Annotated in this window: 19 protein-coding genes; 12 read left to right on the top strand and 7 right to left on the bottom strand. The window is 73.8% G+C overall.

What is annotated here, in order from left to right; genetic code table 11:
• Nucleotides 1–10: 10 nt before the first annotated feature.
• The gene (locus BJY16_RS41460; protein WP_185045042.1) at nt 11–1,210 is read right to left on the bottom strand and encodes a YncE family protein; all 1,200 of its coding nucleotides are present in this window, start codon (nt 1,208–1,210) and stop codon (nt 11–13) included.
• Between the two features lie 56 nt (nt 1,211–1,266).
• On the opposite strand from BJY16_RS41460, the gene BJY16_RS41455 reads away from it, so the two are divergent.
• Genes BJY16_RS41455 through BJY16_RS41445 form a run of 3 tightly spaced genes read left to right on the top strand, consistent with a single transcriptional unit; the run spans nt 1,267 to nt 3,561 of the window.
• Nucleotides 1,267–1,824, top strand: a complete 558-nt coding sequence (locus BJY16_RS41455; protein WP_307835697.1) for an RNA polymerase sigma factor — start codon at nt 1,267–1,269, stop codon at nt 1,822–1,824.
• Nucleotides 1,817–2,560 (top strand): hypothetical protein, encoded by a 744-nt coding sequence (locus BJY16_RS41450; RefSeq protein WP_239176645.1) that lies wholly within the window; start codon nt 1,817–1,819, stop codon nt 2,558–2,560. The genes BJY16_RS41455 and BJY16_RS41450 overlap by 8 nt, the downstream gene beginning before the upstream one ends.
• Before the next feature lie 14 nt (nt 2,561–2,574).
• Nucleotides 2,575–3,561 (top strand): glycoside hydrolase family 6 protein, encoded by a 987-nt coding sequence (locus BJY16_RS41445; protein WP_185045040.1) that lies wholly within the window; start codon nt 2,575–2,577, stop codon nt 3,559–3,561.
• A gap of 349 nt (nt 3,562–3,910) precedes the next feature.
• Here the strand turns inward: BJY16_RS41445 and glxA are convergent, their stop codons facing one another.
• Together glxA and BJY16_RS41435 are read right to left on the bottom strand one after the other, a co-directional pair.
• Nucleotides 3,911–5,854 (bottom strand): radical copper oxidase GlxA, encoded by a 1,944-nt coding sequence (gene glxA, locus BJY16_RS41440; protein ID WP_185045038.1) that lies wholly within the window; start codon nt 5,852–5,854, stop codon nt 3,911–3,913.
• Nucleotides 5,851–7,533: a glycosyltransferase family 2 protein gene (locus tag BJY16_RS41435; protein ID WP_185045036.1), complete on the bottom strand. Its 1,683-nt coding sequence runs from the start codon at nt 7,531–7,533 to the stop codon at nt 5,851–5,853. Before BJY16_RS41435 ends, glxA begins: the two co-directional genes overlap by 4 nt.
• 156 nt (nt 7,534–7,689) lie before the next feature.
• Here BJY16_RS41435 and BJY16_RS41430 point away from each other — a divergent pair, with 156 nt between their 5' ends.
• The 3 genes from BJY16_RS41430 (at nt 7,690) to BJY16_RS41420 (ending at nt 10,889) form a co-directional block, all read left to right on the top strand.
• Nucleotides 7,690–8,478 carry a PhzF family protein gene (locus BJY16_RS41430; protein ID WP_239176637.1) on the top strand — a complete coding sequence of 263 codons (789 nt, stop codon included), beginning with the start codon at nt 7,690–7,692 and terminating at the stop codon, nt 8,476–8,478.
• 87 nt (nt 8,479–8,565) lie between these two features.
• Nucleotides 8,566–8,841 carry a hypothetical protein gene (locus tag BJY16_RS41425; RefSeq protein WP_239176635.1) on the top strand — a complete coding sequence of 92 codons (276 nt, stop codon included), beginning with the start codon at nt 8,566–8,568 and terminating at the stop codon, nt 8,839–8,841.
• 74 nt (nt 8,842–8,915) lie between these two features.
• Nucleotides 8,916–10,889: an acyl-CoA dehydrogenase family protein gene (locus BJY16_RS41420; protein WP_185045032.1), complete on the top strand. Its 1,974-nt coding sequence runs from the start codon at nt 8,916–8,918 to the stop codon at nt 10,887–10,889.
• A 250-nt stretch (nt 10,890–11,139) separates the two neighbouring features.
• Here BJY16_RS41420 and BJY16_RS48825 read toward each other — a convergent pair whose 3' ends face one another.
• The gene (locus tag BJY16_RS48825; RefSeq protein ID WP_185045030.1) at nt 11,140–12,147 is read right to left on the bottom strand and encodes a DUF4190 domain-containing protein; all 1,008 of its coding nucleotides are present in this window, start codon (nt 12,145–12,147) and stop codon (nt 11,140–11,142) included.
• 114 nt (nt 12,148–12,261) lie between these two features.
• Between BJY16_RS48825 and BJY16_RS41410 the strand changes: the two genes are divergently transcribed.
• Together BJY16_RS41410 and BJY16_RS41405 are read left to right on the top strand one after the other, a co-directional pair.
• Nucleotides 12,262–12,912, top strand: coding sequence for a macro domain-containing protein (locus tag BJY16_RS41410; RefSeq protein WP_239176634.1), 651 nt, complete (start codon nt 12,262–12,264; stop codon nt 12,910–12,912).
• A gap of 96 nt (nt 12,913–13,008) precedes the next feature.
• Nucleotides 13,009–13,389: a hypothetical protein gene (locus tag BJY16_RS41405; protein WP_185045028.1), complete on the top strand. Its 381-nt coding sequence runs from the start codon at nt 13,009–13,011 to the stop codon at nt 13,387–13,389.
• A 76-nt stretch (nt 13,390–13,465) separates the two neighbouring features.
• Here the strand turns inward: BJY16_RS41405 and BJY16_RS41400 are convergent, their stop codons facing one another.
• Entirely contained in the window at nt 13,466–14,338 is an 873-nt protein-coding gene (locus tag BJY16_RS41400) for an isocitrate lyase/PEP mutase family protein (protein ID WP_185045026.1), read from the bottom strand.
• A 92-nt stretch (nt 14,339–14,430) separates the two neighbouring features.
• Between BJY16_RS41400 and BJY16_RS41395 the strand changes: the two genes are divergently transcribed.
• The gene (locus tag BJY16_RS41395; protein ID WP_185045024.1) at nt 14,431–15,504 is read left to right on the top strand and encodes a DUF6348 family protein; all 1,074 of its coding nucleotides are present in this window, start codon (nt 14,431–14,433) and stop codon (nt 15,502–15,504) included.
• Here BJY16_RS41395 and BJY16_RS41390 read toward each other — a convergent pair.
• A complete protein-coding gene (locus BJY16_RS41390) occupies nt 15,482–16,243 on the bottom strand; it encodes an endonuclease/exonuclease/phosphatase family protein (protein ID WP_185045023.1) in 762 nt (253 codons plus the stop codon). The genes BJY16_RS41395 and BJY16_RS41390 overlap by 23 nt on opposite strands.
• Before the next feature lie 17 nt (nt 16,244–16,260).
• Here BJY16_RS41390 and BJY16_RS41385 point away from each other — a divergent pair, with 17 nt between their 5' ends.
• The gene (locus BJY16_RS41385) at nt 16,261–17,163 is read left to right on the top strand and encodes a serine hydrolase domain-containing protein (RefSeq protein ID WP_185045021.1); all 903 of its coding nucleotides are present in this window, start codon (nt 16,261–16,263) and stop codon (nt 17,161–17,163) included.
• Here BJY16_RS41385 and BJY16_RS49070 read toward each other — a convergent pair.
• Nucleotides 17,126–18,046 carry a GbsR/MarR family transcriptional regulator gene (locus BJY16_RS49070; RefSeq protein ID WP_185045019.1) on the bottom strand — a complete coding sequence of 307 codons (921 nt, stop codon included), beginning with the start codon at nt 18,044–18,046 and terminating at the stop codon, nt 17,126–17,128. The genes BJY16_RS41385 and BJY16_RS49070 overlap by 38 nt on opposite strands.
• A gap of 111 nt (nt 18,047–18,157) precedes the next feature.
• Between BJY16_RS49070 and BJY16_RS41375 the strand changes: the two genes are divergently transcribed.
• The gene (locus BJY16_RS41375; protein WP_185045017.1) at nt 18,158–18,424 is read left to right on the top strand and encodes a hypothetical protein; all 267 of its coding nucleotides are present in this window, start codon (nt 18,158–18,160) and stop codon (nt 18,422–18,424) included.
• 5 nt (nt 18,425–18,429) lie between these two features.
• A complete protein-coding gene (locus tag BJY16_RS41370) occupies nt 18,430–19,740 on the top strand; it encodes a serine hydrolase domain-containing protein (protein WP_185045016.1) in 1,311 nt (436 codons plus the stop codon).
• Nucleotide 19,741: the final 1 nt, after the last annotated feature.

Raw genomic sequence — 19,741 nt, 5'->3', positions numbered from 1 at the left:
AGTTGAGGATTCAGCCGACGTGCCGCAGTCCGGTCAGCCCGTCGACCGGCACCCGGCCGAGCGCCTCCCCGGTTCTCGCGTCCAGCCAGTGCACCGCACCGGTGGTCCCGGCGTACACCCGGGACCCGTCCCGGCTCAGCCCGATCCCGAGCAGCGGATCCGGCACGTGCCAGCCGCCGGTGACCGTCCCGGACCCCCGGTCCAGCACGCTGACCTGGTCCTTCGCCCCGGCCAGGACGCGCCGGTCGGCGGTCAGCGCGAGGGCCGCCGCGGTCCCCGCCGGTACCCGCGCCGGACCGGTCCGCTGGATGGTCAGCGTCTCCAGGTCCGCGTAGGCCAGCTGCCCGCTCGTGCTGTCCAGCACGACGAGACCCTCGGCGTCCGCGGCGAGCGCGTGGGCGGCCGGCGGCCCCTCGCCGAACGGGTGCGGCAGGTCCAGGCAGTAGGCCCAGCGGTCGGTCAGGTGCAGCACGTGCACGAACGCGTGCGCGTTGCCCGGCCGCCCGGACAGCAGGTCCCGGGTGTGCTGGTGGCCGGGCTGGTGCGTGTAGAGGGTGAGCAGCAGGTTGCCGGCCGGCACCGCCTGGCGTCCCTCGCCGCGCATCTGCTCCTCGGCGCCGGCCGGCACCGCCGTCTTGGCCCGGGTGTTGAGCGGCTCCATCCGCCCGGTGGCCAGGTCCAGCACCCGCACCCGGTAGTGGTCCGGGTTCCCGGCCGGCTGCCAGTCCAGCACGAACAGGGCGCTCGCGTCGCTGCTGAAGGCGTCCGGCTCGATCACCCCGGGCAGGTCGAACTCCCGCTGCCGCCCGTCGACCACGACCAGCAGCGGGGTCCGCTCGCGTCCGCGCGGCACGACGCTCGCCGGGGTCCGGCTCAGCGCGCAGGCCCGCCCGTCCGGCGAGACCGCCCGCGGCAGCCAGCCGTCCGGGAGGGCGGCGGTCCGGGTGGTCTCCCCGGTCCCGGTCACGATCTGCGACAACACCTTCTCCCGTACGACGGCCAGCCGCGTCCCACCATTGCTGAGCACCGACGCGGGCCCGTACGCCTGCACGCCCTGCGGGGTCAGCCGTACCAGCCCCTGCCCGGTCTCGGCGATCAGCACGTCCGGCGCGGTGGCGGCGGCCGGCGGCGTGGCGGTGTCCCGGCAGCCGGCCGCGCCGAGCGCGATCGAGGTCCCGGCGAGCAGAAGGAAGGAGCGGCGAGTCGTCATGTACCGGTGACACCACCGATCGGGAACCGGTTCCCGATCGGTGGTGTCCTAGTGACGTGGTGGTGGATGAGGCGGCCGTGGTGGCACGGGCGCGCGCGGGGGACCTGGACGCGTACGAGACCCTGGTCGGGCACTGCACCGCGCCCGCGCACCGGGCGGCCGTGCTGCTCGGGGCCGGGGCGGACGCGGACGACGTGGTGCAGGAGGCGTTCGTGAAGGCGTACCGGCAGCTGGGACGGTACCGGGGCGAGGCCGGGTTCAAGGCGTGGCTGCTGGCCATCGTGGCGAACGAGACCCGCAACCTGGTCCGGTCCCGGCGCCGGCGGGACGGGTTGTTGCAACGCGTCGGGGTGCGGGCCGGACCGGACCCGGTGGAGCCCGACCCGGCCGAGACGGCGGTGGCCGGCGAGCGCCGCCGGCTGCTGCTCGACCAGTTGCGCGCCCTCGACGCCCGGGACCGGGACGTGCTGGTCTGCCGCTATCTGCTGGAGCTGTCCGAGGTGGAGACCGCGGTGACGCTGGGGCTGCCGCGCGGGACGGTCAAGTCGCGGACCGCGCGGGCGCTCGGCAAGCTGCGCGACCGGATGCCGGTGGAGGAGGTGCCCGGTGCCTGAGCGGGACTTCGAGGAACTGATCGGGGAGCTGCGGGACCTCGGGCGGGCGTACGCCGTACCGGAGGCCCGTGATCAGCGGCAAGCGGTCCGGGCGCGCCTGGCCCGCCCCGCGCCGCGCCGGCATCGCGCCCGTTTCTATCTGTCCGCGGTGGTGGCGGCGCTGGTCCTCGCGGTGGCGGCGATCTCGCCGGCCCGGGCGGCCGTGCTGGACGCGGTCGGCGGGCTGCTCCGGGTGGCCGGCATCGAGTTGCGCGATCCGTCGGCGGAGCAACCGGAGCGGGCGCTGCCGGCGTCGCCCAGCCCGCTGCCGGCCCAGGCGACCGCCGAGCTGGCCGACGCCCGGGCGAAGGCGCTGTTCCCGGTCGTGGTGCCGGAGAAGCTGGGGTCGCCCGACCGGGTGCTTCTCGCCGATCCGGACAAAAACGGCGCACCGCGGGTGGTCACCCAGATCTTCCGGGGCGGTACGGTGCGTTTTGACCAGTTCGACGGGAGAGTGGACCCGGTATTCCTGAAGACGGCGCCGGACGGACAGTGGGTGGAGGGCGTCGGGGAGGTCGCGGTGTGGCTGGCCGCGCCGCATCCGATCACGTACGTCGACCGCGACGGCGTGAGCCGGGACGAGACCGCCCGCCTCGCCGGTCCGTCGCTGATCTGGAGCACCGGGAGCGTCACCTATCGGCTGGAAGGACTTGCCACCCTCGAGGAGGCGAGCGAGGTGGCCCGGTCGGTGCGCTGAGACGGTAAGGGGATATGAGAGTTCGTTCCGCGGTCCTGGCCGTTGTCGCGTGCGCGGGCCTGGCGGCCTGCACGGTCGAGGCCGGGTCGCGGCCCGAGCCGGTGCCCGCGCCGCCGGTCGAGAAGTTCTACGTGGAGCCGGCCGGCGCGGCCGCCGCCCAGGTGCGCAGCTGGGACGCGGCCGGCCGGGCGGCGGACGCGGCGGCGGTGCGCCGGATCGCCGACGAGCCCACCGCGGTGTGGTTCGCGGACGCCGATCCCGGCTTCGCCGACCGCGCCCGGGAGTTGGTCACCTCGGCCGCCGCGGCCGGGCGGACGCCGGTGCTGGTCGCCTACTGGGTTCCGCAGCGCGACTGCGGCGGGCACTCCGGCGGCGGCGCGCCGGACGCGGCCGCCTACCGGGACTGGATCGGGCGGCTGGCCGCCGCGGTGCACGGGTCGCCGGCGCTGGTCGTGCTGGAGCCGGACGCGGTCACCCACGTGCTGCAGGGCTGCCTCGGCGAACAGGCGGCCGGCGAGCGGTTCGGGCTGCTCGGCGAGGCGATCCGGGCGTTCAAGGCGGATCCCGGGGTGCGGGTCTACCTGGACGGCGGGAACCCGGGCTGGGTCAAGGACGTGGACCGGGTGGTGGACGCGCTGCGCCGGGCCGGGGTGGCCGAGGCCGACGGGTTCAGCCTGAACGTGGCGAACTTCGAGACCACCGACGCCAACATCGGTTACGGGACGGCGATCTCCGACCGGCTCGGCGGCGCGCACTTCGTGATCGACACCAGCCGGAACGGGAACGGGCCGGCCGCCACCGCCGGCTCCGGGGACGGGCACTGGTGCAATCCGCCGGGACGGGCGCTCGGCCCGGCCCCGACCACCCAGACCGGGCACGACCGGGTCGACGCCTACCTGTGGGTGAAACGCCCGGGCGAGTCCGACGGGGAGTGCGGCTCCGGTGCCCCGCCGGCCGGCCAGTGGTGGCCGGAGTACGCGCTGGCGCTGGCCACCAACTGAGGCTGTCCCCGGAGTGGGCCTCGGTGGCCGGCTTCCGCACCGTGCCCGGCCGGCGGTCCCGCGGTCCCTCGACGAGATCCCGGTGTCGCCGATCGCCCGTCGGCCCACGCTGTCCGGGCCATCCAGCACGCCCGGCAGAGCCATCCGCTGCGGGCCACCCTGCCCCTCACGACCGCCCTGGAGATCGGCCCGCTGGACGGGTCGTCGTGGCCGGGGGTTCGCGGCGGGCCGGCGGGCGGACGGGGCTGGGCGTCAGGGGTGTCTCGAGCACTCCGAGACACCCCTGACGCCCAGCCGGGGGACCGTGAGCGGGGCTCCCCGTCGTACCGGACATGGGTCCTGCCGCGAGTCAGGAGACGTGCACCCAGGTGGCGGGGGACGGGATGCCGCGGGTGTCGGTGACGAAGAGCATGTACCAGCCGGAGGGCACCAGGCCGCGCTCGCGGGGGATCTGGACCATGATGCCGCCCGGGGCGCGGCGGATCGGCAGGGCGACCGAGCGCTGGTCGACGTCGGTGCCGTGGGTGACCGCGCCGGGGCGGACCAGGCGGGCGGTGCGGATCCGGTCGGCGTCCCAGGTGCCGAAGGAGACGGTGTGGCCGCGGGCCACCTCGTCCGGTCCGCCGACGATCGCCGGGCGGGCGCCGCGGAACAGGTAGGGCGGGCTGTAGATCTCGACGCGCTGCTCGAAGACGCCCGGGTTCTTGCCGGAGCGGTCGTAGATCGGATCGCTGCCCAGGGTGACCACCCGGCCGTCCGGCAGCAGCAGCGCCTCGGAGTGGTAGTCACGGCCGACGGTCGGTGCGGCCGCGGTCCGGAAGACATTGCGGTACGGGTCGTAGATCTGTGCGGTGAGCAGGTCGCTGCGGTTCCTGCCCCGGTACGGCCCGCCCCGGTAACCGGCCGAGCCGCCGCTGGTCAGCACGGTGTCGTCGGGGAGCACGACGGTGCTCAGATAGCGGGTCGGGTGCGGCAGGTCCGGGCCGGGCAGGTAGACCGGGGCCGGCCGGCTGAGGTCGGCGATCGCGGTCCGGGCGGTGGATCGCGGCGAGTCGCCGACCGCGCCGCCGCCCAGGATCATCACCCGCTGCCGCTGGGCCGGCGGGAGCAGGACCGAGGCGCTGGTCTCGGTCATCGTGGCGTCGCGCAGGCCGGGGACCGGGCGGAAGTCGTTGGTCCGCACGTTCCACAGGCCGGGGGTGCGGCCCTCGGTGGCCGAGCCGTACCCGGCGTTCGAGCCGGAGAAGAAGAGACGCTCGTCGCGGGTCAGGAACAGCGCGGGATAGGTGGGGAAGGTCCGGGTCAGCCTGGGGGCGGCGGCCCAGCGGCGGTCCCGGGCGAGGTAGACCTCGTTGCGGCCGGGCAGCATCCGGCCGAACTGGTCGAGGCCGGAGACGGCGAGGACGTTGCCGCCGGCGAGCGGGGCCAGGGTGGGGTACCAGCGGTGGTCGGTGAGGTCGCCGGTGCGGACATAGCGTTCGGTCCGGGGGTCGAACTCGTACGAGGTGTTGTCGCCGCCGTACTCCTGCTTCTCGCGGGTGATCTTGTCGGCGACGCCGTAGACGTTCCGCGCCGCCATGCCACTGAGTCCGGCGAAGCGGTATTGCGCCGGGCGGCTGATGACGCCGGCGTCGCCGGGCTGCAGGGCGTCCACCCACACCTCGACCTCCCCGGCGTGCACCATGGTGCGGCCGCCGTGCAGCATCTTCGTGGCGGCCGGGACGGTCACGTCCGCCCGGGTGGCGTACCGCCGGCCGTCCGGCGCGACCAGGACCGTATTTTTCGCGATGTTCCGGGCACCGTCGTCCGGCGACTCATTCTTGATCTTCATGACGCCGGCGGCGTGTCTGATGTTCTCCGGCAGCACCTCGTAGGACTTCGTCCCGCCGGCCACCAGCAGCTTCCCGTCGGCCAGGAAGGTGTGCCCGGCGCAGAACATGTCGGTCGGCGTCGGCACCAGCGAGAACCGGTCCCCGGCCGGGTCCCAGAGGATGGTCCGGAAGGAGCCCGCCTCGAAGTTCTTCCGGTTGTTCCCGGAGCCCGCGATGATCAGCACCTTGCCGGTGCTGAGCAGGGCGGCGTGAATCGCGTTGACCTTGAAGCCGTCCGGGACCGGCAGCGTCGACCACTGGCCGTAGGCCGCCTTGTAGCTCGCGCGGCTGATGTGGAACTCGTGGTAGCGGTCCGCCGCGAAGACCACGATCGGGCGGTTCGCGGCCAGGACCGCGGCGAGGGCGGGCAGGGCGACCAGGCCGCGGAGCAGGCGGCGGGTCAGCGATGGCTGGGGGATCATGCGTACGTCCTCACCGCTTCGTCGGTCCGTTGGGCCGGGATTGTCACGGGCTTGCCGGCTGGTCGCCGGGTGGCCGCCCAGAGCGCCGGCGGCGCCAGGCAGAGCGCCAGGTTCAGCGCCGGCCAGAGCCACATCAGCCCGTGCGTCCGCCCGGTCACCACCGCCACCACGAGCAGCCCCGCGAAGAAGGCCGCCCAGCTCAGATGGGTCCGGAAGGTACCGACCCGATCCGGGCTGGCCGAGTCGCCCTTGGGCGTGACCACAAACCCGGCCCGCCGGCGCAGCAGCGTCTGCCGGAACGACGCCACGTAGACCGGTGCGCAGAGCGTGGAGAGCAGCATCCCGGTCAGCCCGGACGACCCGGCCTCCTCGTGCGGGCTCACGTTGTGCCGCCGGTTCCACAGGTAGAGCCCGACCTGGAAGATCGCCGCGTCCACGTAGAGCATCGACCAGACCTGCTGCGGCACCTGCACGCCACGGACCCCGAGCACGATGTGCGCGACCGCGGTGCCGGTGCCGAGCAGCCAGGCCACCGCGGTCATCGGGTAGTACGCCATGAGCAGCGCGTAGTGCAGCGTCCGGCGTACCCCGAGCCCTCTGACCCGGGGCAGGAACCCGGCGACGCAGACCTCGTCGGTGCCCCGCGACCAGCGGTGCTGCTGACTGAAGTAGTCGGTCCAGGCGGACGGTCCCTCGCCGACCGCGAGCACGTCCGGGGTGTAGACCGAGCGCCAGCGGCGGTTCGTCGCCGGGTTCCGGGCGGCGTGCAGGGCCAGGCTGGTCGCCATGTCCTCGGTGATCGAGTCCTGCAGGCCGCCGATGCCGCGCAGCGCCGCGATCCGGACCGCGTTGTTGGTCCCGACCAGCATCGGCGCGCCCAGCTTGTTGCCGGCCCGCTGCAGCAGGGAGTGGAACAGGTACTGCTGCGACTCGGCCCAGCGGGTGACCAGGTTGTCGTAGTTGCCGTAGATCTGCGGGCCGACCACGAACGCCACGTCCGGGTCCCGGAAGTAGCCGAGCAGCCGCTCGCCGAACGACGGCAGCGGCACGTGATCCGGGTCGACCGAGACGAACACGTCGTAGTCGTCGCCGTGCGCGTCCATCCAGGCGTTGTAGTTGCCGTGCTTGGTCCGCGCCTTGAACCCGCCGGCCGCGGTGTTCCACCGGGCCACGCCCTTCCGGCTGAAGTGCCGGACGCCGACGCTCGCGCACATCTTCTTGACCTCGTCGTCGTCGCCCTCGTCGAGCAGCCAGACGTCGTGGTCGCCGCGGATCCGGACGGCCGCCCGGAGGGTCTGCTCGACCATCTCGATCGGCTCCTTGCCGGGGACGATCGTGGTGAGGAAGGCGACCCGCAGGCCGGGCTCCGGCGGGACCGGCACCGGATCCCGGGCGCGCAGCGTGGCCAGGCACAGGGTGACCACGTTGACCAGGCGGAACAGCTCGATCAGGGCGATCGCGCCGACCATCACGGTGGCGACGCCGCCGCCGGACAGGTCGGCCGAGGTGAGCAGCCAGCCGAAGAAGGTGGCCTCCAGGGCGAACGCGAGGGTCGTGATCAGGAGGCTGCGGATCGGGCGGTTCCGGGTCAGCGGCCGCAGGCGGACCCGGTAGTCGCCCGTCGGGGCCGGATCGGGGGGACCGGCCAGGCGGCTGAAGCTGTCGTAGTCGTAGGGCATCCTGCTCCCTGAGCAATGTGGACAGACGGCCCGGTTCCGCACACCCGTATTTCATGCTTTTTCATAGATGAACCGGATTTTCCGGGCACAACTGGACAGTAGTCAGCGGAGGGTGGGGCTGGACATCCCCGCTACCCGATCGTGGAAGCTGGACCGGTGATCGTGGACGCATGCCTGCGCGACGGCCGGGGCGGCAGCCCGACCCTGGTCCGCGACGACACGCCGATGCCGGACGCGGAGCGAGCGCTCGCGGTGGCCCGCAGCGGCGCCTCGCACGGAGCCTTCGTGACCGTGGGTGACGGCGTGGCCGACGTACGGTTCTTCACCTCGACGGGGGAGTTGCCCGCCTGCGGCCACGGGACGGTCGCCGCGCTGATCTGGCTCGCCGACCGGCTCGGGCGGGACGGCGAGTTCCCGCTGCGGGCCGGCGGCCGGACGTTCCGCGGCTGGGCCGAGGGTGACCGGGCCTGGTTCGAGCAGGCCCCGGTGACCGTGCGCGACGACCCGGGCCCGGTGGCGCCGGTGCTCGCCGCGCTCGGGCTGGACCCGGCCACCCCCGGCGTGCGGGCCGCGTCGACCGGCCGGTGGCGGCTGCTGATCCCGGTCGCCGCCCCGGCCGCCCTCCGCCCGGACCTCGCGGCGCTGCGCCGGGCCTGCGACGCCTTGGACCTGCTGGGTTGTTACGTGCACACCCCGCCCGGTCCGGACGGGCGGCTGGCGGCCCGGATGTTCGCGCCGTCGATCGGCGTCCCGGAGGACATCGCCAACGCGAACAGCACCTCCTGCCTGCTCGCCGCACTGGGCGTGGCGGAGCTCGCCGCCGACATGGGCGACGCGCTGGGCCGCCCGGCGACGGTTCTAGCCCGCGTCGCCGACGGCCGCCTGCAGGCCGGCGGGGTCGCCCGGATGCGGCGCGGCCGGCCGGCTGCCCGGGCCAAAACCTGAAACCGTCGAACCAATACGCCCGGTGATCCGTTTGCTTGGATGAGGCGGGCGAACGTGACCCGTCCGGGAACCGACAGGGCGGTGCCGATGCTAGTTCTCTTCCTGCTCATCCTGGTCCTGGCCGGAGCCTGCGTGCTGGCGGTGCGCGGCGTGCGGGCCGAGGCGCGGGCGGCGGCGGATCCGCTGGTCGTGCCGGAGTCCTTCTTCGCCCCGCAGAGTCTGGAGGGCGTCCTCTGCGGCCAGCTGCTGGACGGCGACATCACCCGCCGTCAGTACCTGCGATCGATGGAGGGCCTCGCCGCCCGCGACGAGGAGCGGCACCCGCTGGTCGTCCCCTGGCACCTCGGCGCCGGCGAGGAGTGACGGCCGGCGCGGTCTTTGCCACAAGCGGCCCCCGCTGAGGGGCGGAGTTCCTGAACGCGTGCTTAGCTTTCTGCATGATCGGCGACTCCATCGACGTGGCACGCCTGCAGGAAGTTCTGGACGGGCGGTGGGCAGGGATCCGGCAAGCGGTGCGGGACGGGCTCGGCAAGGCCGGGTTCGCCGCGGTGCACGGGGAGACCGGGGACGAGGCGCGGGACCGGATCAGCGCGCTGATCCGGCAGATCCCGACCGACGTCGGGGTGGCCTCGGCGTTCCCCAAGGCCTACGGCGGGTCGGACGACCCGGGCGGCTCGGTGGTGGCGGCCGAGATGCTCGCCTACGCCGACCTGTCGCTGATGGTGAAGGCCGGCGTGCAGTGGGGGCTGTTCGGCGGCGCGGTGGTGGCGCTGGGCACCGAGCGGCACCACGAGGCGTACCTGCGCGGGATCATCGACACCGAGATCATGGGCTGTTTCGCGATGACCGAGACCGGTCACGGCTCGGACGTGCAGAAATTGCGCACCACCTGCGTCTACGATCCGGTGACCGAGACCTTCGACCTGCACACGCCGCACCAGGCGGCCCGCAAGGACTACATCGGCAACGCCGCCCGGGACGGCCGGATGGCGGTCGTCTTCGCCCAGCTGATCACCCAGGGGCAGAACCGGGGCGTGCACGCCTGGCTGGTGCCGATCCGGGACGCCGACGGCAACCCGATGCCGGGGGTGACGCTGAGCGACGCCGGGCACAAGGCCGGCCTGCTCGGCGTGGACAACGGCCGGATCAGCTTCGACCACGTCACCGTGCCGCGCGACATGCTGCTGGACCGGTACGGACAGGTCGCCCCGGACGGCGCCTACAGCAGCCCGATCGAGAACGACACCCGCCGCTTCTTCACCATGCTCGGCACCCTGGTCCGCGGCCGGGTCACGGTCGGCGGCGCGGCGTCGGCGGCGACCCGGGCGGCGCTGACCATCGCGGTCCGCTACGGCGACAGTCGCCGCCAGTTCGGGGTGCCCGGCGAGGAGCGCGAGGTGGCGCTCAACGACTACCTGGCCCACCAGCGCAAACTCCTGCCCGCGCTGGCCACCAGCTATGCCTACGCGTTCGCCCAGGAGGAGCTGGTCGGCACCCTGGCCGACGTGCAGGCCGGCCCCGGCCCGGTCGACGAGCACCGGCAGCGGGAGCTGGAGTCCCGGGCCGCCGGGCTGAAGGCGATGCAGACCTGGCACGCCACGCACACCATCCAGATGTGCCGGGAGGCGTGCGGCGGCGCCGGCTACCTGTCGGAGAACCGGCTGCCCGCGCTCAAGGCCGACACCGACGTCTTCACCACCTTCGAGGGCGACAACACGGTGCTGTTGCAGCTGGTGGCGAAGGGTCTGCTGACCGGGTACCGGGACGCCTTCGGCTCGCTGGACGGCTGGGGCCGGGCCACCTTCGTGGCCGAGCAGGTGCGCGAGATGGTGCTGGAGCGGACCGCCGCCCGCGGCCTGATCCAGCGTCTGGTCAGCGCGGTGCCGGGCCGCGACGAGGAGGTCGCGGTGACCGACCGCGGCTGGCACCTGACGATGTTCGAGGACCGGGAGAAGCACGTCCTGGAGGGCGCCATCCGCCGCCTGCGCAACGGGGCCGCCACCAAGAAGGACCGGCCGTTCGAGATCTTCAACGACGTGCAGGACCACGTGCTGAAGACGGCGACCGCGCACATCGACCGGATCACCCTGGAGGCGTTCGTCGCCGGGATCGAGCGGGCCACCGACCCTGCGGCGCGGGCCCTGCTGGACCGGGTCTGCGACCTCTACGCGCTGGTCACCATCGAGGCGGACAAGGGCTGGTTCCTGGAGCACGGCCGGCTCACCCCGGCTCGCTCCAAGGCGGTCACCGCGGTGATCAACGACCTGCTGCGCGAGCTGCGCCCGCACATGGCGACGCTCGTCGACGCCTTCGCCATCCCGGACGAGTGGCTCAACGCCGCGATCCTCCGCGAGGAGCCGGGCCGCCAGGAGGCGATGGCCGAGGAGGACGCGCGCGTCACGACCGCTTGATTCATTTTCCGGTACGACTCGGAGCCCCGTGGCGGCCGGCCCGCGAGGCCGCGGCCACTCCGGACCGCCACGCGGGTCGTGCGGGTCCGCTCGGGGTCCGGTACGGCGCGCGCCGGAAGCACCCGCGGGCCCGCACGACCCGCGGCGCGGTCCGGTGCGGGCCGGGCCTCGCGGGCCGACCGCCACGGGGCGGGAAGTCGTACCGAAAATGATCAGAAGCGGCCCGGCAGCCGGCCGCCTCCGTCCTCGGTCAGAACGCCGTGTCCTCCAGGCCGAACCAGAAGGTGACCAGGATGTAGAAGACATACATCCACGCGCCGGAGGTGAGGATGCCGGCGACCGCCTGGCCCCGGCCGGGCTGGTTGGTCCGGTTGATCTGGGTGACCGCCATGAAGCCGAAGATCAGGCCGAGCGGGAAGAGCCCGATGATGCCGGTCACCAGGGACAGCGTGGCGTAGCGGTTGGTCTCGCCGACCGGGGCCGGGCGAACGGCCGGGTAGTACGGGGACGGCAGGCCCGGCGGGGGACCGTAGGGGACCGGCGGATAGCCACCGGCCGGGTCGTAGCCCGGCGGGGCGTAGGGACCGGCCGGGTCGTAACCGGGCGGCGCGTAACCGGGCGGCGGGTAGCCACCGGCCGGGTCGTAACCGGGCGGCGGGTAGGCCGGGGCGGGCTGGCCGGAATACGCGGCCGGGGGATAGCCGGGCGCCGGGTGACCGGGAGCGGCCTGGCCGGGTGCGGGGTATCCCGGGGTCGGACCGGGCATCGGGTATCCCGGGCTCGGGCTGGGCGCCGGGTAGGCCGGCCCGGAGTAGTCGGGTGTGGGATAGGCCGGCCGCGGCTGCACGGGCGGGCCGGAGGTCGGCTGGCCAGGCTCGTAAGCGGCCGGCAGACCGGCCGGGAAGGGCGTTGTCGAGCCGGGCGCGGCCGGGAAGGGTGTCGTCGAGCCGGGCGCGGCCGGGAAGGGTGTCGTCGAGCCGGGCGCCGCCGGGAAAGGCGTCGTCGAACCGGCTGCCAGGAACGGCGTCGTCGGAGCGGGCGGCTGATAAGCGGCCGGCGGGTAGGGCGCGGTCGGCGGCTCCGCGGCCGCCGGGGTGGCGGTGGCCGGCTGGTCGCCGGTCGCCGGGTTGACCGTCGTCGCCTCGTGCGACCCGGGGAAGGCCGGCAGCGTCGGGTCGGCCGGGGCCGCCTCGGGCGAGTACGACTGCCGGGTCGGGTCGCTCTCCGGGCCCGGCGTGGGTGACTGCTGATCGCTCACCCTGGGACGTTAACAACAACCAAGATCAACAGTTACCCCTGCCGAATCTCGACTTGGCAACGGCGCCGGCCCTCCCCGGGGGTTCTGTCAGGGGGTCTCCCTAGCATCGCGGGCATGCGGACGTTGAGCTTCGCCGAAGGCGACGCCACCACGCCCCGCGGCGACGGCCCGCGGATCATCGCCCATGTCTGCAACGACATCGGCGCCTGGGGCCTCGGCTTCGTGCGGGCCGTCTCCCGCCGGTGGCCGGAGCCGGAGCACGAGTTCCGCCGCTGGCATGCCACCCGGGCCGACGCTCCACCCGCCCGCGACTCGCCGCTCCGGCCGGGTGCCGGGCAGTCCGTCCCCGCGGTCCGGCCCGAGCCGCCGTTCCGGCTGGGGGAGGTGCAGCTGGTGCCGGTCGCCCCGGACCTCTGGGTGGCGAACATGGTGGGCCAGCACGGCATCATGACGAAGCGGGGCCTGCGCACCGATGCCGGCTATGACCGGGCGGCCGGCCCACCGGTCCGCTATCCGGCGATCCGCGAGTGCCTCACCACGCTGACCGCGCACGCGAGCGCGCTCGGCGCCTCGGTGCACATGCCACGGATCGGCTGCGGGGTGGCCGGCGGCACCTGGGGCGAGGTGGAGCCGCTGATCCGCGCGACGCTGTGTGCCGGGGGCGTCCGCACGACCGTCTACGACCTGCCCGGCCCGCCCCGGCAGCACAAGATCGCCGCGATCGGGGGCCGCCTCGCCGAAACCCGGCCGTTGAGCCCGGGATAGTGGCCGAAGGGCCAGGCCGGACCGCTTCTGCCGGACCCGTCCGGAGGGACGTGGTCAGCTCATCCGGAAGGCGATTTCTACCGGAAAGGTCTGACCATGAAGACTCGTGCGACTATCATCGCGGCCGCCGTCGGGCTGGCTCTCGGCGCGTCCCTCGCGACCACCCCGGCGCACGCCGCCCCGGGCGGCGGCCAGGCGCCCGCGGACGACAAGCTGCAGTCGTTCTGGAGCAAGCAGGAGTGCGTGGACGCCGGCAAGCTCGGCAAGGACAACGACGACTGGGACTCGTTCAAGTGCCGGGCCAGCGACGACGCGGCCGGCAACGAGCTCTGGGTGCTCTATGTGAGCCGGGACGACAAACCCGCGCCGAAACCGGAACCCAAGCCCGACCCGGAGGAGCCGAAACCCGGCAAGCCGAGCAAGGTGAAGAACCCGCTCGACGTGTGCACCTGGACCCCGTGGCTCTGCGAGGACTGACCTCGCGCCGGGACGCGGATCAGCCGGCCGGACGGGCGAACCGGCCGCCGGCCGGCGCCGGCGATCCGGACCGGCCTCACGTCTGCAGTGTCCCGGGGACGTAACCGGCGTCCGGGTCGAGCGCCTCGTCCTGCCCGACCAGGGCGGTGAAGGCGGCCCACGGCATCCGCTCGACGGCGTCCGCGGCGCCGCTCTCGCCGATCGCGCGGTAGGTGACCGAGGCGGCCCGCATCGCGGCGAGCAGGGCGGCGACCGGGTGCAGGACCAGCCGCACGCCCACGGCGAGCAGCTCCGCGTCGGTCCAGGCGGGGTGGTCCGGCGTGGCTTCACTGCGATCGACCACCATCGGTACGCCCGGCAGCGCCGCGTGGATGGCGGCGAGGTCGTCGAGGTCCCGGACGCCCTCCGGGAACACCGCGTCGGCCCCCGCCTCGGCGTAGGCGCCGCAGCGCACGATGGTCTCGCCGAGCCCCTTCACCGCGTACGCGTCCGTCCGGGCGATCACCGCGATCTCCGGCACCTGCTCGGCCAGCGCCTTGACCTTGGCGGCCGCCAGTCCGATCTCGATCACCTCCTTGCCGGCCGGGTGACCGCCGCGTCCCGGGCGCACCCGGTCCTCCAGGTGCAGCCCGGAGATCCCGGCCCGGCTGTAGGCCAGCCCGGTCCAGACCGCGTGCGCCGGGTTGCCGTAGCCGATGTCCGCGTCGGCCAGCAGCGGTGTGCCCCGCAACGCCGGGACCAGCGTGGTGGCCCGGTCGGCGATCTGCGTGGCGTGCACGAAGCCGAGGTCGGGGCGGCCCAGCATGGTGGCCGAGACGGCGGCGCCGGACAGGTGCACGGCGCGGTGCCCGGCGGCCACCGCGAGCGCGGCGGTCACCGGATCCCAGACGCCGGGCACGTGGGTGACCCGGTCGAGGGTGAGAAGTGCGCGAAGCGCGGAAGCGGTCATGAGAGATTGTGCATCGCCGATCCGCTTTCACCAGCATCGGCCGGGGGCTCAGCGGTTCTTGCCATCGAGCTACTGGGCGGTACGCTCACGCGATGTTCGACGAGGCGGTACTGGTCGGGGTCACGGCGTTCTGTGCGGGCGCGCAGCCTCCGCCCGGTGAGGAGATCCGGGAGGGCCTGCTCAGCGGCGGTCTGGAGCCGTGGCTGGCGGACCGGCTGATGGTCTTCCTGCCGATCGCCTTCGGCCGCCGGATGCTCGGCGGCGTCACCGTCGACGACACCTTCGTCGACGGCGGCGTCACCCGCCCGCTGGCCGGCGACCCGGTCTTCGTGGCCGCCGCGCGGGTCGCGCAGCTGGCCGGGCAGGCGGAGACCGCCCGGATCGCCGGCTACAGCCACGAGGTCGCCGCGGTCGGTCAGGCCCTGCAGGGCGGGGCCAAGGTCGAGGAGATGACGCTCGGGCCGATCACCCTGGACGAGCCGCTGCCCGAGCTGCGCCCCGGCAGCGGTGGGGTGCCGGCGCCGTCCACGGTGTTCGCGCACTGGATGGCCGCCTACGGCGTCCCGGTCGGCGAGGATCTCCGGGTCGGCGACGCCGAGTTCCGGGCCACCCTGACCCCGCACCCGCGCCCCGCGCCCGGGCTGGTCGTCGCCCAGGTGAACTTCGCGGTCAACCATCCGGCGCTGGCCCGCCCGTGGATGGTGGAGAGCTGCGTCGGCGTGGCCGGCACCTGGAAGGAGGCGATCTTCCAGAGCCTGGCGATGTTCGAGCGGGCGGTGGCCTACCCGATGATCGCCGCGCTGCTCGACCGCCGGGCCGCCGGCGACCACGTGCTGGTGGAGCGTTATCCGCACCCGGGCGGCGAGTTCGAGCTGTTGCTCGGCGCGCAGGTGGACCTGTTCGCGACCGACCCGGTGCCGTCCGCCGAGCCGCTGCTCGACCAGCTGCTGACCGCGCTCAAGGATGTCCCGCTGAGCCGCGCGGTGCACGCGCTGCGGTTCTTCACCGCGTACCAGGACGGGCAGCTGCTCACCAACGAGGTGTTCCTGGACGGCGAGCCGTGGGAGACCGGCATGAAAGTGACCGCCTCGGCCCCCGCCCCGCTGCCGTCCGGCCCGGTCGGCGTCCGCGTCTTCGCCTTCCTCACCCCCGCCGGGCAACGCTGACCAGCGGCGCCAGATGGTCGGTCAGGAGAGGCCGCTCCGCGCTGCACAACAACCGCCGGTCGGTGACCCGGAAATCGCCCTGCAGCAGCAGATAGTCGATCCGGTGCGCGACGCTGCCGGGTGCCAGCCGATCCACCCGGAAGGTCGGCCGCTCATCCCCGGCGAACGGATCCGTCCACGCCCCGCCGTCGACGATCCGTGGATAGAGCACCCCGTCGCTGGCGAGGTTGAAATCCCCGCCGAGCACCCGCAACGCCGCCGGCCCGGCCTCGCGCATCGCCTCGTGCACGGCGGCGAGCTGCCCGCGCTGCATCCGGAAATGCCGGTTCGCCGCCGACCAGTCCCCGTCCCGGTTCGACGTCAGCTGGGTGGTGCCCAGCAGGATGCCGTCCTCGGTGCGCGCCGTCAGCAGACCCCGGAACCACCGCCCCAGCCCGGCCCGCAGCACCTGGCTGCGATGCCCGGCGCGGACGCCGGCGAACCGCCGGAATCGCGGTGCGCCGACCGGTCGCCGTGCGCCGATCGCCAGACCGTTCCGCGCGACCCAGTGCGGGTACGCCGTGAGCCGCGCCCGCATCACCCGCATCGCCCCCGGAGTCCACATCTCCTGCAGCAGCACCGCGTCCGCCCCGGACGCCTCGACCTCGGCCGCGAGTCCGGCGGCCCGCTCCCGCAACGGCGGCATCCCGTTCCGCACGCCCAGGCCCACGTTCAACGAGACCACAGTGAACGACCGCATCCGGCTATTGTCCGGACGTGACTGTTGACCTCCTCGCCGACTTCGTGCGCGCCGACCGGGAGCGGGACCTCGGCCTCTACGGCATCCACGTGCACCGGGACGGGCACGAGCCGCTGACCCACCGGTTCCGCTCCGACGACCGGGTCAACCTGTACTCGGTGGCGAAGACCTTCACCTCGGTCGCCGCCGGGCTGGCCGAGGCGGAGGGCCGGCTCGGCCTGGACGACCTGTTCCTCGACCACTTCCCGGAGCTGCGCCCGATCGCCGCCGACGGGTTCGAGCGGGTCACCCTCCGGCACCTGATCACGATGACCAGCGGCAGCAGCCACAAGTGGTTCGCGCACCTGCGGATCGACGCGGTCGACCTGCTGCACGAGTTCGTGGCGGCGCCGCTCGAGGCGGAGCCGGGGAAGCGGTTCTCCTACACCGGCTCCGGGCCGTACGCGATCGGCCGGGTGCTGGCCCGGGCCACCGGCGCGAACGTCCGCGACTACCTGATGCCCCGCCTGTTCCGCCCGCTCGACCTGCACAACCCGGCCTGGCACACCTGCCCGCTCGGTTACCCGTTCGCGGAGAGCGACCTCTTCCTGCGCACCGAGGAGCTGGCCCGGTTCGCCCGGCTGCTGCTGCAGGAGGGCGAGTGGGCGGGCCGCCGGGTGATCCCGGCCGAGTACGTCCGCCGGATGCCCGCCGAGAGCGTCGACACCACCGACTCGGCCGAGCACGGCGAGCAGTTCACCCACGGCTACGGCCTCGGGGTGTGGCTCAGCGGCAACGGCACCTACCGGATGGACGGGGCCTACGGCCAGTACGCGGTGATCGCCCCGCAGAAGCGGGCGGTGCTCACCGTGACCGCCCACTGTGAGCACGACACGGACGTGCTCACCGCGATGCACGAGCTGGTCCTGGACCGGCTGTGAGCGCCGCCCGCTGGGCCGGGCCGAGCCGGTCCGCCCGGACCTCGGCGGTGTAACCGGCCTCGGTGCTCCGCAGCGCCAGCGGATCGGCGATGCCCGGCTCGCCGGCCAGCACCGCCAGCCCGCCGGCGACCCGCTGTGCCGGCCAGCCGAGTGCGGCGGCGAGCTGCTCGGTGGTGCGCGGCGTCCCGGCGTGGACCAGGGCGGCCAGCACGGTCAGCGGATCGCCGTCCGGGACGCGGCTGTCCCGCATCTGCCCGTTGAGCCAGCCGAAGAACCGGCTCATCGCGGTCAGCCGGGCCCCGGCCGCCGTCCCGGCCCCGACCAGGTCGGCGCCGCGCCGGGCGGCGTCCGCGAGGTCGGCGTGCGCGGTGGCGTCGGTGCGCCAGGCCCGCGACCAGACGTCGTCGGCCACCAGGTAGCGCTCCCGGCGGCGGCCCGGCTCGGTCCGTCGGACGATGAGGTCCATCGCGGCCAGGTAGCCGACCGCCTTGGACACCGAGGCCGGGCTGACCGCGAGGTCGCCGGCCAGCTCGGCGGAGGTCATCCCGCCGGACTCGCGGAGCAGCAGGCAGACGAAGACCCGCGCGCACATCCGCGGCATCCCGGTCCCGGCCAGCAGCGCCGCGAACTCCTCCCGGAACGCCGGCGGCTCGGGCGCCGCCCGCCGGACCGCGCCCGGCCGGCGGCGCGGCGCCCGGCGCACCGCGGACTCGTGCGCCAGGCCGGGCAGGTAGTCGCCGGGGATCCCGTTGCGCGCCACCTCCCGGCTGATCGTGGAGGTCGGCCGGCCCAGCAGCCGGGCGATCTCGGCGTAGCCGAGCCCGTCGGCCAGCCAGGCCGCGATCCGCTCCCGGTCGTCGCGCGTGAGTCTGCTGCCCGGCATCGGCGGCTCCTTTGCATTAACCGGCATTCCCATTGCAACGATTGCCGTTTCAGCACGTCAATGTGCCTAGCCATTATTGACGATATTCTGAATGCAACATAGTTTCCGGCTATGGACAAGACCTACGTGATGGCGGTTTCCACGATCACCGACGAGCGGGCGTTCTGGGCCGGGCTCAAGCGGGCGCACGGCCGGCTCCCGCACGACAGCCGCTGGACGCTGGCGGTGGCCAGCACCGACGGCGCCAAGGCGGTGAACATCATCAGCCACGACTCGATCGACGCGGCCCGGGCGTTCTTCTCCGAGTACACCGGCCCGTTCGCCACCACCGAGTTCTACGAGGCCGACACCGCCAACGCGGTCGGCCTGGCCGGCTGACGCCGGTGGCGATCGATCTGACCGGCGTCCCGGAGCGGGTCGGCGAGTTGCTCGCCGAGTACCGGATCCCGAGCGCGGTGCTCGGCGTCCTCCGGGGCGGCGAGACCGCCACGGTCGCCGTCGGCGTCACCGACGTCGCGACCGGCGAACCGGCCACCACGAGCACCGTCTACCAGGTCGGTTCGATGACCAAGACCTGGACCGCGCTGGCCTTCCTGCAGTCGGTCGACGAGGGCCGGGCCTCGCTGGACGAGCCGGTGCGCACCTGGCTGCCCGGGTTCCGGGTCGCCGACCCGGAGGTGAGCGCCCGGGTCACGCCGCGTCACCTGCTGCAGCACACCAGCGGCATCGAGGAGGACTTCGGCGACCCGGGCGAGGGCGACGACGTCCACGAGCGGATGGTGGCCGGGATCGCCGGCGCCCGCCAGGTGCATCCGCTCGGCCACACGCACGGGTACAGCGCCGCGCTCGGCTACGCGATCCTCGCCCGGATCCTGGAGGTGCTCGACGGCAAGCGCTGGGACGACGTCCTGGCCGACCGGCTCCTCGGCCCGCTCGGGCTGACCGCCACCACCAGCCGCCCGGCCGACGCCGGCCGCGGGCCGATCGCGAAAGGTCACCTGCCGGGCCCGGTCCGCACGCCGGTGGACCGGCTGCCCCGGTGCTACGGCCCCGGCGGCGGCATCAGCTCGACCATCGGCGACGTGCTGACGACGGCGCGCTTCCTGCTCGACGGGCCGGTCCACCGGATGGGCCGGTCGCGGGTGCCGGTGCCGGACCCCTACCTGTTCGGCCCGGCCTGGGCGCTCGGCCTGATCGTCTGCGACTGGCACGGCGAGACCGTCTATGCCAGCGACGGCAGCACGATCGGCCAGAACGCCCGCCTGCGACTGCTGCCGGAGGCGGATCTGGCCATCGCGATGCTCACCAACGGCGGCCCGCGCGAGTCGTTCTACAAGCGAGTCTTCAACGAGATCCTCACCCGCCTCGACCGGCCCACCATCCCGGAACTGCCGGAACCCGACCCCACTCTCGCCCTGGACCCCGCCGATTACGTCGGCGTCTTCGCCCGCCCCGGAATCAGCTACGAGGTGGTCGCCACCGGCGACCGCCTCCAGGTGATCCAGGCCGTCGACCCGATGCAGGCGCGGATCCTCGGCCGTCCCGACCGGGTCACCTACGACCTGCTCCCGATCAGCAGGACCCACTTCCTGATGCCCCCGGCCACCCCGCTGGAGGACCCGCAGACGGTCGCCGTCTACGACCACTCCCGCTACCTGCACACCAATTGCCGGGTGCACCCGAGAGTCGCCTGAC

It is taken from the genome of Actinoplanes octamycinicus (assembly GCF_014205225.1).
Taxonomy (GTDB): Bacteria; Actinomycetota; Actinomycetes; order Mycobacteriales; family Micromonosporaceae; genus Actinoplanes; species Actinoplanes octamycinicus.
The sequence above is the reverse complement of the archived record's forward strand: the minus strand, read 5'-3'. Positions and strand labels throughout refer to the sequence as shown.

Coding starts and splice junctions, on each gene's coding strand:
- BJY16_RS41460 (WP_185045042.1), bottom strand. CDS start 1,210: ATGACGACTCGCCGCTCCTTCCTTCTGCTCGCCGGGACCTCGATCGCG.
- BJY16_RS41445 (WP_185045040.1), top strand. CDS start 2,575: ATGAGAGTTCGTTCCGCGGTCCTGGCCGTTGTCGCGTGCGCGGGCCTG.
- glxA (WP_185045038.1), bottom strand. CDS start 5,854: ATGATCCCCCAGCCATCGCTGACCCGCCGCCTGCTCCGCGGCCTGGTC.
- BJY16_RS41435 (WP_185045036.1), bottom strand. CDS start 7,533: ATGCCCTACGACTACGACAGCTTCAGCCGCCTGGCCGGTCCCCCCGAT.
- BJY16_RS41425 (WP_239176635.1), top strand. CDS start 8,566: ATGCTAGTTCTCTTCCTGCTCATCCTGGTCCTGGCCGGAGCCTGCGTG.
- BJY16_RS41420 (WP_185045032.1), top strand. CDS start 8,916: ATGATCGGCGACTCCATCGACGTGGCACGCCTGCAGGAAGTTCTGGAC.
- BJY16_RS41410 (WP_239176634.1), top strand. CDS start 12,262: ATGCGGACGTTGAGCTTCGCCGAAGGCGACGCCACCACGCCCCGCGGC.
- BJY16_RS41405 (WP_185045028.1), top strand. CDS start 13,009: ATGAAGACTCGTGCGACTATCATCGCGGCCGCCGTCGGGCTGGCTCTC.
- BJY16_RS41400 (WP_185045026.1), bottom strand. CDS start 14,338: ATGACCGCTTCCGCGCTTCGCGCACTTCTCACCCTCGACCGGGTCACC.
- BJY16_RS41395 (WP_185045024.1), top strand. CDS start 14,431: ATGTTCGACGAGGCGGTACTGGTCGGGGTCACGGCGTTCTGTGCGGGC.
- BJY16_RS41390 (WP_185045023.1), bottom strand. CDS start 16,243: ATGCGGTCGTTCACTGTGGTCTCGTTGAACGTGGGCCTGGGCGTGCGG.
- BJY16_RS49070 (WP_185045019.1), bottom strand. CDS start 18,046: ATGCCGGGCAGCAGACTCACGCGCGACGACCGGGAGCGGATCGCGGCC.
- BJY16_RS41375 (WP_185045017.1), top strand. CDS start 18,158: ATGGACAAGACCTACGTGATGGCGGTTTCCACGATCACCGACGAGCGG.